This is a genomic window from Candidatus Baltobacteraceae bacterium, assembly GCA_036559195.1.
Classification (GTDB): Bacteria; Vulcanimicrobiota; Vulcanimicrobiia; order Vulcanimicrobiales; family Vulcanimicrobiaceae; genus JALYTZ01.
The window spans coordinates 38,794-50,675 of record DATBTN010000060.1 but is presented as its reverse complement, the minus strand read 5'-3'; the positions used below and the strand labels follow the sequence as shown (position 1 = coordinate 50,675).

Annotated in this window: 12 protein-coding genes; 8 read left to right on the top strand and 4 right to left on the bottom strand. The window is 65.5% G+C overall.

What is annotated here, in order from left to right:
- Positions 1–4 precede the first annotated feature (4 nt).
- The 4 genes from VIG32_09900 to VIG32_09885 are packed head-to-tail and all read right to left on the bottom strand — an operon-like array spanning position 5 to position 4,014.
- Positions 5–1,378 carry an MFS transporter gene (locus VIG32_09900; protein ID HEY8298322.1) on the bottom strand — a complete coding sequence of 458 codons (1,374 nt, stop codon included), beginning with the start codon at positions 1,376–1,378 and terminating at the stop codon, positions 5–7.
- Positions 1,371–2,288 (bottom strand): heme o synthase, encoded by a 918-nt coding sequence (locus VIG32_09895; GenBank protein HEY8298321.1) that lies wholly within the window; start codon positions 2,286–2,288, stop codon positions 1,371–1,373. Before VIG32_09895 ends, VIG32_09900 begins: the two co-directional genes overlap by 8 nt.
- A complete protein-coding gene (locus VIG32_09890) occupies positions 2,285–3,199 on the bottom strand; it encodes a COX15/CtaA family protein (protein HEY8298320.1) in 915 nt (304 codons plus the stop codon). The genes VIG32_09895 and VIG32_09890 overlap by 4 nt, the downstream gene beginning before the upstream one ends.
- Positions 3,200–3,252: 53 nt before the next feature.
- Positions 3,253–4,014, bottom strand: a complete 762-nt coding sequence (locus VIG32_09885; GenBank protein ID HEY8298319.1) for a hypothetical protein — start codon at positions 4,012–4,014, stop codon at positions 3,253–3,255.
- 80 nt (positions 4,015–4,094) lie between these two features.
- On the opposite strand from VIG32_09885, the gene VIG32_09880 reads away from it, so the two are divergent.
- From VIG32_09880 to VIG32_09845, 8 genes are all read left to right on the top strand, one after another.
- A complete protein-coding gene (locus VIG32_09880; protein HEY8298318.1) occupies positions 4,095–4,529 on the top strand; it encodes a hypothetical protein in 435 nt (144 codons plus the stop codon).
- Positions 4,530–4,533: 4 nt separating this feature from the next.
- Positions 4,534–5,556, top strand: coding sequence for an alanine racemase (locus VIG32_09875; protein ID HEY8298317.1), 1,023 nt, complete (start codon positions 4,534–4,536; stop codon positions 5,554–5,556).
- Positions 5,556–6,656: a hypothetical protein gene (locus tag VIG32_09870; GenBank protein HEY8298316.1), complete on the top strand. Its 1,101-nt coding sequence runs from the start codon at positions 5,556–5,558 to the stop codon at positions 6,654–6,656. The genes VIG32_09875 and VIG32_09870 overlap by 1 nt, the downstream gene beginning before the upstream one ends.
- Before the next feature lie 28 nt (positions 6,657–6,684).
- On the top strand, positions 6,685–7,134 hold the full coding sequence (locus VIG32_09865) for a hypothetical protein (GenBank protein ID HEY8298315.1): 450 nt from the start codon (positions 6,685–6,687) through the stop codon (positions 7,132–7,134).
- 7 nt (positions 7,135–7,141) lie between these two features.
- A complete protein-coding gene (locus VIG32_09860; protein HEY8298314.1) occupies positions 7,142–8,764 on the top strand; it encodes a peptide chain release factor 3 in 1,623 nt (540 codons plus the stop codon).
- The gene (locus VIG32_09855) at positions 8,761–9,141 is read left to right on the top strand and encodes a hypothetical protein (GenBank protein ID HEY8298313.1); all 381 of its coding nucleotides are present in this window, start codon (positions 8,761–8,763) and stop codon (positions 9,139–9,141) included. Before VIG32_09860 ends, VIG32_09855 begins: the two co-directional genes overlap by 4 nt.
- Complete coding sequence (locus tag VIG32_09850; GenBank protein ID HEY8298312.1) at positions 9,099–10,118, top strand: threo-3-hydroxy-L-aspartate ammonia-lyase; 1,020 nt, start codon at positions 9,099–9,101, stop codon at positions 10,116–10,118. The genes VIG32_09855 and VIG32_09850 overlap by 43 nt, the downstream gene beginning before the upstream one ends.
- Positions 10,119–10,637: 519 nt before the next feature.
- Positions 10,638–11,870 carry a hypothetical protein gene (locus VIG32_09845; protein HEY8298311.1) on the top strand — a complete coding sequence of 411 codons (1,233 nt, stop codon included), beginning with the start codon at positions 10,638–10,640 and terminating at the stop codon, positions 11,868–11,870.
- The last annotated feature ends 12 nt before the right edge of the window (positions 11,871–11,882 follow it).

Below are 11,882 nucleotides of genomic sequence, written 5' to 3'. Positions count from 1 at the left end.
AACCTCACTCGGGCGTTTGGACTCGAAGTTCCTCTCGCCGGCTGCGCAGAGTTGCGGCGATCGCCATCGCGATCAAGGCGACGACGGCGAAAGCGAGATAGGTATCGCGGTACGCGGCGCTGTCGGAGAGCGCGATGCTCATGATGCCGCCGGCGAGCGATCCGCCGAGGATCTGACCGATGATCAAAAACTGGCTCAGCAAGCCAACGGCGGTCGAGCGCGTCCGCGGCGTCGTTTCGTTGGTGACGATATAGCGCGTCGGCGCGCCGAGCAACGCTCCGAAGCCAAGTCCGGCAACGATCATCGCCGCGATCGACATCCAGAGCGTATCGAAGCCGAGTGCGAAGAACGCGATCCCGACCTCGGTGCAAAACGTGCCGACCAAAAGCACGTCGCGGCTGCCGATGCGATCGAGCGCCCGGCCCGCGCCGGGAATGACCGCGACGAAGACGAACGCGCCGATCGCGGCGATGAGACCCGCGGCAGCGTACGAGAGATGCTGCGCGCCGACCAGCACCGTCGGAACGAAGAAGAGCGAGCCTTCCAGCATCCCGATTGCGAGTTCGAGCGCGTAAGTCTTAACTAGTTGCGGCGTCGTGAACAGCTTCGGCGGCACGATCGGATGGCGCGCGATGCGCTGCCAGAGCCCGAAACCTACGAGCAGCAAGAGACCGATGGCGATCGTCGTCGCGTGCGCGCCGCTGATGCCGTACATGAGCGAGAGCAGTCCCAGCGCGAGCAGGCTCAACCCGAATCCGTCGAGCGGACCGCGCACGCGCGGCGCGTTGACGGGAACGTAGGTGCGCGCGAGATAGATCACGACCGCGGCGAGCGGGAAGTTGAGAATGAAGATCCAGCGCCACGAAACGAAGTGCGTGACGACGCCGCCGAAGAGCGGGCCGATCACGGCCGCAACGCCCCACGTGGCCGCCACCATACCGAGCGCGGCACCGCGCCGCGCCGGCGGAAACGCATCGGCGATCGCCGCGGTGGCGACGGGAAAGATGCCGCCCGCGCCCAGCGCTTGGATCGCGCGCGCGAAGAGAAAGACGTTGTAGCTCGGCGAGAGTACGGCGATCAAACTGCCGAGTGCGAAAAGCGAGACGCACGCGATGTAGATCGGGCGGCGACCGTAGCGGTCGGCGAGCGTACTCATAATCGCGATCGAGACGATGTTCGCGAGCAGGTAGAGCGTGAAGATCCACGAGAGATCGCCCGTGCCTACGCCAAACTGCACGCCGATGGCCGGCAGCGCCGGCGAGAGCACGCCCAGATCGAGGGCGCCGGCGAGCACGCCGAGGCCGAGCGTGAGCAACAGCGGAATCGCGGAGTTTTCGAGTTCGTGTCCCGCGATCGTGCGCGTGCCGGTGTTAAGCAATGATCCGGTCGATTACCATGATCGCGCACATGAGCGCGAGGTAGATCAAGGAGTACTTGAAAAGATGGCGCGCCCAAGTCTTGCCCTTATCGCGCCACGTGCGGACCGCGTCGAGCAAGAAGATGCCGCCGAGCACGGCCGCGGCGGCGAAATAAAACGGCCCCATGATGTGGAGCGGATAGAGCGCGAGCGACGCGAGCACGAGCAAGATCGAATAGTAAATGATCTCGCGTTTGGTGCGTTCGACGCCGCTCACGTTCGGGAGCATCGGAATGTGCGCTTTATCGTAGTCGATCTCGGTCATCAGCGCGAGCGACCAAAAGTGCGGCGGCGTCCAGAGAAAGATGACCGCGAAGAGCCCGAGCGCCGGGCCGCCGATCGCGTGGGTGACCGCGGCCCAGCCGACGAGCGGCGGTACCGCGCCGGCGGCGCCGCCGATCACGATATTGAGCGGCGTGATGCGTTTGAGCCACATCGTGTAGATGACGACGTAGTACGCGTTGCCGGCGAGTGATAGCCACGCAGCCAGCGGGTTAACCAAGAAATACAAGGATGCAAACGAGAGTACGCCCAGCGCGACGGCAAACGCCGTCGCCGCCGAAACCGAGATGCGCCCTTGCGGCAACGGACGGTTGCGCGTGCGTTTCATCAGCGCGTCGATGTCGCGATCGTAGATGCAGTTGAGCGCCCCGGCCGATGCCGATGCCAGCGCCCCGCCCAACAGCGTCCAAAAGACGAGCGCGAGGTTCGGAACGCCGCGCGCGGCCATGACCATCGCCGCCGCGGTCGTGATCAAGAGCAGCACGATGATGCGCGGCTTGCTCAATTCGTAGTAGTCGCCGAGCACGCCGCGCCATCCGCCGGAACGGCCCGCTGCGGCGCCGTCGACGCGGGAGAGCGTGCTGCTCACGCGGCGACCGGTTCGTACGTGCGAACGGCGCCGAGAATCGCGAAGGTGGTGGCGATGACGAACGCTAGGAAGACCAGCGCCGCGTTTGCGGCGTGCGCTTCGCGCAGATCGATGGGCAGGCGCAGCGCCACGTTGAGCAAGCCCAAGAGGACTTGCACGAACACCAGAAGCAGACCCACGGTCGCCATCAGGCGCACGCGCGCGGCCGCCCGCCACGCCCAGGCCAGGGCGAACGAGGCGACGGCGCTTAGCAAGCAGGCAGCCGCAATAAAGCGATGGAGCATTTGCACATACTGACCCGGGCTATATACTACGACGTTCCCCGCGCATCCCGGGACGCTCAGGCAAGCCAGGCCGGCGCCGCTGGAACTGACATACGCCCCAACGCACATCGTGACGAAGGCCACGAGCGTGGTTCCGGCCAGCACGCCGGTCAGAATCGTCTCGGCGGCGTTGCTCTCGCGCGCCGCCGGCGGCGAGCCGCGCAAGCCGGCTCGGGCGAAGATCGCCATCGCGCAGAGTCCCGCGATAAAGGCCATCGCCGTGCCCCAATGCCAAACCACCGAGATCGGGCTGTTCGATAGATGCACGGTCGCCGCCCCGAGGAAGACTTGAAATGCGAAGAGCAGGGCGATCGCCCACATCGTCGGTGCGATGAAGGGCGAGCGTTTGCGGTTGCGCCAGGCGGCGACGACGACGGCGATCACGAGCGGGGTGAGAACAAAGACGAGCAGCCGGTGGGTCCATTCCCAAACCGTTCCATCGCCAAGCGGCGGGACCAACCGGCCATCGCAACGCGGCCAATCCGGGCAGGTCATCCCCGCGCCGTTGATCCGGGTCCAACTGCCGAGCATCACCGCGCCATACGCGACGATAACCGCCGCGAGCGAAAGCCGCCAGAGAGTCTTCACTAGGCTTTACAGTCTAGCCGACGCTCCACGAAGCATCAACGATTATTCTAGCATCAGCACCCGGTGACGGCGCCGGTGATGTGGTCGGCGGCTAGGGCTTCGTCGTTCGAGATATCCGGGATGCGGCTCTCAAAATCGGCGGCGGCCGCACGGGCTTGGTCGGTTGCTCGAAAGTTCGGATTTTTGATCGAGAGCACCGGCACGACCGTATTGTCGAGGGCGTTGCCCCGATGTATTTCGCCGGGGGAGATCGCTCGAGTGGGATCGGGCACGCCGTAGATCCCCATGTTGGCCTGCTGTTGCGATTCGTCGAACGTCACCATGTCGTGCGCGTCGGTCGCCGCCAAAAATCCGTTGAGATCGCGAGCGATCGTCTGCTGACGCCAAAGCGCGCCGCCCAGGACGTCGGCAAAACTTTTGAGTTCTTTTTTCTGGGTCGGGTCGTTCGATTTGGTCGCGAGCCCGCGCAGCCGCTGCACTTCCCGATCGCCCGAGCGCGACTGCTCCATCAGCGTCTTGGCGAGATCGCCGAGGGCGCGCAGCCCGTTCTGCCGGTGTATCACGTTGCCGTCATCCAGATTTACATCGCGCAGCTCCGCGACCGTTTGCGAAACGACGAAGTCGTCGCGCAGCGCGGTGGTAATCGCGCTGTTGGCGTGCGTCGCAATCTCGGCGCACGCGGCCGATGCCCGAACGTTTCCGATGACCTTTAAGACCGGCTGCTCCGTCGCCGCCGGATGCGGCGCGGAGCTCGGGATCGGCGCCGGGACGCCCGCGACGATCAATGCAACGACGAGAACGAGGTGGTGCGGCATGGCGACCTCTTCGCAAAATAACGGTACTAGTAGAATGCACCCGCAGGGCGGCCTGTGACAACACCTCGAACGCCATGCGCGTGAAACGGCTTTGGGTCTTGGTGGCGCTGCTGCTCCTGGTTGGGTGCCGCGACGTTCGCATCCAGACGCTCAAACAAGGAACCACCACGGTTCTCGGAACCGGAAACGAGATCGTCGTGGTGCGTGACGAGCCCACGCTCGAACGCCTCGGCGTTCGCGCGCCGGTCCGCTTTCGCAACGAATTCGGCGTCGTGCTCCTGATGGGCCCCCATACGCGCACCGGCTACAAACAAGTGATCGAGTCGATCCACGCAGATCCGGACCGCGTACGGGTGGTCGGATTCGAAGAGGCACCCGCCGATGGCGGCGAGCCTTCGCGAGACTATCGAACCTACACGCTGTGGATCGTCCCCAACGCCGTCTACCGGCGTGGCGTGCGGGTGGAAGTCGTGACGCCTTCGGACACCGCCGTCGCCCAAACGGTGCTCCCCTAGCTTCGTGCGTCCCCACCTCGCGCTCGATTCCGAGACCCTGGCCGCCAACGCTCGCCGCTGGGCGCATCATTCGCGGGTACCGGTGCGCGCGGTCGTCAAATGCGACGGCTACGGCTGGGGGTACCGCCCGCTGGTAGCGGCGCTCGACGACGTCGTAGCCGGCTACTGCGTCGCCGATGCCGACGAACTCCGGTCGGTCCGCCGTTACACCTCGCACCCGGTCGTCGTTTTGGGCGGCGTCGCTCCCGATCGCCTGGCCGAAGTCCTCGAGGCCGGCGGACTGCCGACCGTCGCCAACGCCTTGGAGCTCGAAATCGCCATGCGGTGGGCGCGCTCCCGCGGGCGACCGCTGCGCCTGCGCGTCGGCCTGCTGCCGGCCGCCGGCTGGACCGGCTCGACGATCGCCGCGGTCGCCGAGTTCGCTCCGGCCTTAGCCGCGAGCGGCGCCGAGGTCGAATTGTGGACCCACGTGACCGACGCGGCGAGCGCCGCCGAACTCTTCGGCCTCTTCGCCGAGGCCGAACGGCTGCTTCGCGGAAGCGGGGTGCGCGTGGTCGGAACCGATCTCGCCAGCACCTATCCGGCGGCCGCCTCGGGTAGCGGCGGCGGGCAGAACGTGCGCATCGGCGTCGGCCTCTTCGGAGCCGGCTCCGACCGCGTAGCGGGGCTGGCGTGCGCGCTGCGCGTGGTCGCGCCGGTGGTACGAATCGAGCGCCTCGCTGCCGGAACGCGCCTGGGCTACGGCGAGGCGACCCTGAGTGACGACGAAGAGGTCGTGGCGGCGCGCTGCGGTTACGGCGACGGCCTGCCTCAAGCCGTGGCCGGAGCGGACGATATCTTATCGGTCGGGATGCAATATCTGACCGCCCGAGCCGCGCGCTGCGACAAAAATCGAACGCAGGTCGTCGTGCTCGATGGTAAAAGCAAGCTCGATGCGTTTGCAGCGCGAGCGGGCCGCCTGACGCACGAGATTGTGACCGCGTTCGGAAATGCCGCGCGCGCAAACAACGTTACGACTGAGGGTTAATGCTGGCACACGCAATCACGGACCTCGCGATTCACGTAGAGCGTCTCGCACTGGTTCTCGAACCGAACGGCGATCCGTCGGAATCCGAAGGAACGTTAAATCCGGCCTGCGCGCGCACGCGCGAGGACGAGCTCGTTCTCTATCCGCGCGACGTCGCGGTGGGGAACATTTCGTGCGTCGGCCTGGTGCGCGCGCGCGAACGCGCGAACGTTCCGTCGTTCGAACGGAGCGGATTCGCGCTGGTTCCCGAAGCGCCGTACGAACTGCGCGCTCACCCCGGCTACGGCTGCGAAGATCCGCGCGTCACGTTCGTCCCCGCCCTCGACCAGTACGTTATGGCCTACACCGCGTTCGGGCCCGACGGCCCGCGCATCGCGCTCGCACTCTCGCACGACGGCCTGGCCTGGAAGCGCCTGGGCCTGCTGCGCTTCGGCAAACCCGGCATGCACATCGGCGACGATAAAGACGCCGCATTCTTTCCGGAGCCGGTGATCTCGCCGCAAGGCGTGAAATCGCTCGCGTTCTATCACCGCCCGATGCTGCATCTTTCCGCGGTCGACGGCCGCGCCGCGATTCCGATGATCGAACGTATGCCGTTCGTGGACCGGGAGTCGATTCGTATCGGCTATATTCCGCTCGAACCGGCGATTGCGGATCGCGACGCGCTGCTCGAGGTCTCCGAGAGCGAACTCGTGATGTCGCCCAACGACGACTGGGGTTCGCTCAAACTCGGCGCCGGCACGCCGCCGGTGCGCATTGCCGAGGGGTGGATGTCGCTCTATCATGCGGTCGACGTCCTCGACGGCAGCGGCATCAAACCGAAGCTGCGATACAGCGCCGGCATCATGATCCACGACTACGCGCAACCGCACCGCATCATCTACCGGTCGCCCAAACCGATTCTCTCGCCGGAGCTCGAAACCGAACGCCGCGGCATCGTCGATAACGTGGTCTTTCCGACCGGTATCGATCCGCGACCCGATCTCGGCGAGCGCGTGTTCGATTTCTATTACGGTATGGCGGATTGGGCGATCGGCGCGGCGCGGCTCTCGCTCGGCGCACCGGTCGACGCCGAGGAACCGGCGGAGAGCGCTGCTTAGGTACTACGCGATCGCGACGGGGATCGTCTTGATCCTCGGACTGATCGTCGCGACCTACGTCAATCGCGACCTGATTCGCATTCGCATCGCGTCGGTCTACGTACCGGCGCCGCCCAAAGCGGATTACCGCCCCGATAGCCGCGCGCGCCACACCGGCGCGACGTTCTTTCCGCAAGCGCCGTGGGCGCTCTCGGCGCTGCCCGAGTGCCTCACACAGACCTCGGTGACCCGCGGCGATATCGCCTTCGTACGCGCGCATTTGCCCAAGACGCTCGCGGCCGTCGCGGCGCCGGCGACGCTGCGCTATGCCGATTGCACGATCGTGGTGCGCGCGAACGACGCGGTGGTCGAGCGCGGTCTGGATCGATTCCACATTCCGCCGCGGGCTCGTTTTTATGCCAAGCCGGGCGAACTCGCGCTTCTGCGCACGCAAGGGGCCCGCGCGGAGTTGCGGACCTACTCGCCGTCGAAGCCCTAGCTTCGCCATGAGCTCCATCGCCCAAGAAGTTGAAAAACGCCGGACGTTTGCGATCATTTCGCATCCCGACGCCGGCAAAACGACCCTGACCGAGAAACTCTTGCTCTACGGTGGGGCGATCCAAACCGCCGGCCAAGTCTCCGCGCGACGGCAGCAGCGCGCCGCCACGAGCGACTGGATGGAACTCGAAAAGCAGCGCGGCATCTCGATCACCTCGACCGTGCTGCAGTTTCCGTACGACGGCCACACGATCAACCTGCTCGACACGCCGGGGCACCAAGACTTCGGCGAAGATACCTACCGCACGCTGCTGGCCGCCGACTGCGCCGTGATGCTGATCGATGCGGCCAAGGGCGTCGAGCCGCAAACCAAAAAACTCTTCGCGATCTGCCGCGCGCGCCGCATTCCGCTTTTTACGTTCATCAACAAGATGGATCGGCCCAGCCGCGACGCGCTCGAGCTGCTCGACGAGCTCGAGAGCGTGCTCGGCATCGGCGTCTTTCCAATGAATTGGCCGCTGGGCAACGGCCCTGGCTTCAAGGGCATCTATGACCGGCAGACGCGCGAAGTGCACCTCTTCGAACGCACCGTGCACGGTGCCAAAAAAGCGCACGTCCAACTCACCGACATCGACGATCCGCAGCTGACCGGCTTGCTCGACGAGGCCTCGTATCGCGAGTTTCGCGACGGCCTCGAGCTGCTCGAAGGGGCCGGCGCCGAGTTCGATCGCGACGCGATGCTGCGCGGCGAGGTCTCGCCGGTCTTTTTCGGCAGCGCCGTTACGAACTTCGGCGTGCAGCTCTTCCTCGATCGCTTCGTCGCGCTCAGCCCGCCGCCGGTCGCGCGCGTCGCCGATACGGGACCCGTCGATCCGGCGAGCGAGCAATTCTCGGGCTTCGTGTTCAAGATTCAAGCGAACATGGATCCCCGCCATCGCGACCGCATCGCGTTCGTGCGGGTGTGTTCGGGGAAGTTCGAGCGCGACATGACGGTCCGCAACGCGCGTACCGGCAAGGACGTGCGGCTCGCGCGCGCGATGAAACTCTTCGCAAGCGAACGCGAATCGCTCGATGCCGCCTATGCGGGGGACGTGGTTGGATTGGCTAACCCGGGCTCGTTTGCCATCGGCGACACGATTTGCGACGGCGACCTCGTACGATTCGACGGCGTTCCGTCGTTCGCGCCGGAACATTTCGCATCGGTTCGCAGTATCGATACTTCGAGTTACAAGTCGTTCGGGAAGGGAATCGCGCAGTTGCGTGAAGAGGGAGCCATCCAGGTCATGTATCCGCTCGGCTCGATGCGAACCGAGCCGATTCTGGCTGCAGTCGGCGCGTTGCAGTTCGAAGTTGCGAAATACCGCCTCGAGAACGAGTACAACGTAAAGACGCTCTTCGCAACGTTGCCGTTTTCGGTCGCCCGCCGGATCGTCGGCGAGCCGGAAACGATCCGGACCGCCCAGTTGCCGTCCAATGCAAAACTCGTCGAAGATTGGGACGCGCGCCCGGTCGCGCTCTTCGAGAGCGAGTGGAGCATGCGGTTGGCGCAGGAGTGGAATCCGAAACTGCAGTTTATCGACTTCACCGGCTCGACAACGGACTCGGCCGATAAAGGAACGGTGATCGCGTGAAACGTTCGACGCTGCTCGTGCTTTTGGCGCTCGCCGTACTCGGCGGCTGCGCGTCGCACAACAAATACGAAACCGAAGCCGACAAAATCACCCGCGCCGTCATCGCAAACGACATGACGCCGGTCGCGAGCGATTTCGCGCCCGCAATTTCGGGCCAGCTCACGCGCGTGCGGGTGGCCGAACTCTCCGACGAGCTCAACGCGCAGGGCGCGTACAAAGGGCTCAAAGAGGACGATCAAAACTGCGCGCCGGCGGCGCATTGCTTCGACGTCACGTTCGAGAAGCGCGCCTATCGGGAGGCGCTCGCGCTCGACGATAACGGCAAAGTGACGGCGTGGCGCGTCCACATGGGCGACGCCGGGTCGGCGTTGCCGTGACCGAAGTCGCCTCGAGCGTCGGTTTCGACGACGTCCGCGCGGCGGCAGCCCGGCTCGCGGGCATCGTGCATCGCACGCCGGTTCTTACCTCGAGCACGCTCGACGCGCGCACCGGAGCGAGCGTCTTCCTCAAGTGCGAGAACTTCCAGCGCATGGGCGCGTTTAAATTTCGCGGTGCTTACAATCGCATCGCCCAGATGAGCGTGGCCGAACGCGCGCGCGGCGTGGTCGCGTTTTCGAGCGGCAACCACGCGCAGGGCGTCGCGCTTGCGAGCCGATTGCTCGGCGCTCCGGCCACGATCGTGATGCCGAACGACGCGCCCGCCGCCAAGGTGGCGGCGACGCGCGAGTACGGCGCCGCGGTCGTATTCTACGATCGGCGGCGCGAAGATCGATCGGCGATCGCTGCGCGGCTGTGCGCGGAGCGCGGCGCGACGCTCGTTCCGCCGTACGACGATCCGCACGTCATCGCCGGCCAAGGAACTGCCGCGCTCGAACTGCTCGAAGACGTTGCCGGAATCGAGTGCATCGTCGCCTGCACGGGCGGCGGCGGCCTGCTCTCCGGTACGGCCATTGCGGCCAACGGCATAGATCCGGCGATCGACGTCTACGGCGTCGAGCCGGAGGCCGGCGACGATTTCGCGCGCTCGCTCGCTGCCGGAACGCGGATCACGATCCCGGTGCCCGATACGATCGCCGACGGCATGCAGACGACCGCCCCCGGCGAGCTAACGTTCCCGCTCGTGCAGCGCTACGCGCGCGGAGTCGTGACCGTCAGCGACGACGAGTTGCGATCCGCCATGCGCTTCGCCTTCGAACGAATGAAGATCGTCATCGAGCCGAGCGGCGCCGCGAGCCTAGCGGCGATCATGTTCGGGAAAATCAACATCCGCAGCAAACGCGTCGCCGCCATCATAACCGGCGGCAACATCGACGCCACGCGCTTCGGCGCACTCATCGCCCCATTGTCATGCTGAGCTTGTCGAAGGACGCCGAGCTAATGCTTCGACAAGCTCAGCATGACAACGGAGCACGCCCCCCTTGTCATCCTGAGCCTGTCGAAGGACGCCGAGCTCATGCTTCGACAAGCTCAGCATGACAATGGAGCACGCCCTCCTTGTCATCCTGAGCCTGTCGAAGGACGACGATCCCCGTCGAAGAACGACGCGCCACGCTCGTGGGAACTGACGACTAAATCCGTTCCTAAGAGACATCGCTCGCATTCCGCATGGTGCTATAATGGCCCAAAAAAGTGCCGGAGGGTGTCGTGATGTTTCAAATCTTCGTACTGGGTGCGGATAGAACGGCGCAGCCGCTACCGTCGGGCGCCCCGATTTTGGGCTCGATTTTGCGTTCCAGGCAACGCTCGACGGAGATTTTTTCTACCAGCCTGCGAGCCTCGGTGCGACCTATGCGGCTTACGTCGGCGCCGCGAGCGTGACCGGCGGCAGCATCGACGCCGCGCGCTTCGGCGCGCTCATCGCGTAGCGAGCGCGATGTTCGCTCGCCGGCATTGGATCCCGCCCGGCGCGCTCGTTCTTGGCCAGCTCGCGCACGGTTTCGCCTGGGCGTTTGCCATCTGGATCGCCACCTGCGGCTCGATCGCCGCAATCACGTTCCCGGCGCTCGCGTGGGTTCACGTAGTCGCGCTCGGCTGGTTCACGCTCGTCGCACTTGCGATTTTGCTGCACGTCGTCCCAACGTTCACCGATCTTCCGTGGCGCGCCGAAGGCGCGGCGCGCTGGTCGCTCGCCGCGTTCGCGCTCGGCGTCGCGCTGCTCGTCGCGGCGTTCGCCGCGTGGCCGCGCCTGCTGCTGCCGGCCGCATCGCTGCTGGTTGCGGCGCTCCTCACGTACCTCGCCGCAGCATTCGCAACGCTCGCCCGGCTCGGTCGCGTCGAGCGCACCGAACGCGCGATCGCGCGCGCACTCGCGATCACGCTGATCGCGCTGCTGCTCACGGCACTTGCGGGAATCGCCCTGGCCGCAATGCTCGCGGGAGTGCGGGTACCGGCTTGGTTCGCATCTCTGCCCGCGGCGCACGCGCATCTCGGCATGTTCGGCTGGCTTTCGCTGTTGATCTTCGGCGTCTCGACGCGAACGGTTCGGCCGCTCACCGGTAACCGCGCGCGTTCGCCGCTCGTGCATATTCTCGTTGGGACGCTCTGCGCGATCGGCACCATCGTTCTCGTCGTCGGTCTTGCGATGCCGATAGCTGCCCTCGCGTGGGGCGGCGCTGCACTTTTCGCGGCGGGAGCGGTGCTCTATGCGTTGCAGATGGGCCTGCTGTTGCGTCGCGCTGCGGTTACGCACCGTCCGCCGCAAGCGTTTATGGCGGCGAGTCTCGGGTGGCTGCTTGTCGCACTCGCCTTAGGCGCGGGGGTACTCGACGGCAAGGCATGGCAACTTGCCTATGGCTTCGTGCTGCTCGTCGGTTGGATCGGCCAGATGGTCAACGCGCACATCCATCACATCGGCGTGCGGCTGATCGCAACCGTGTACCGCGGCGAAGACGACGAGACACCCCCGCAAACGCTGCTGCTCGCACCGCTTTCTTGGACGGCATTTCTCGCATTCCAAATCGCAATCGCCACGGTCGCATGCGGCCTCGTGCTGATGCTCTTCCCGTTCGTTGCGATCGGCGCGTGCATCGGAGTCTTGGGCTGGCTCGCGATGATGGCCAACCTTCTTCGCGCACGAAACGCAACGCAATCGACGTCGCCCGCCTAACGGCAGGAACGA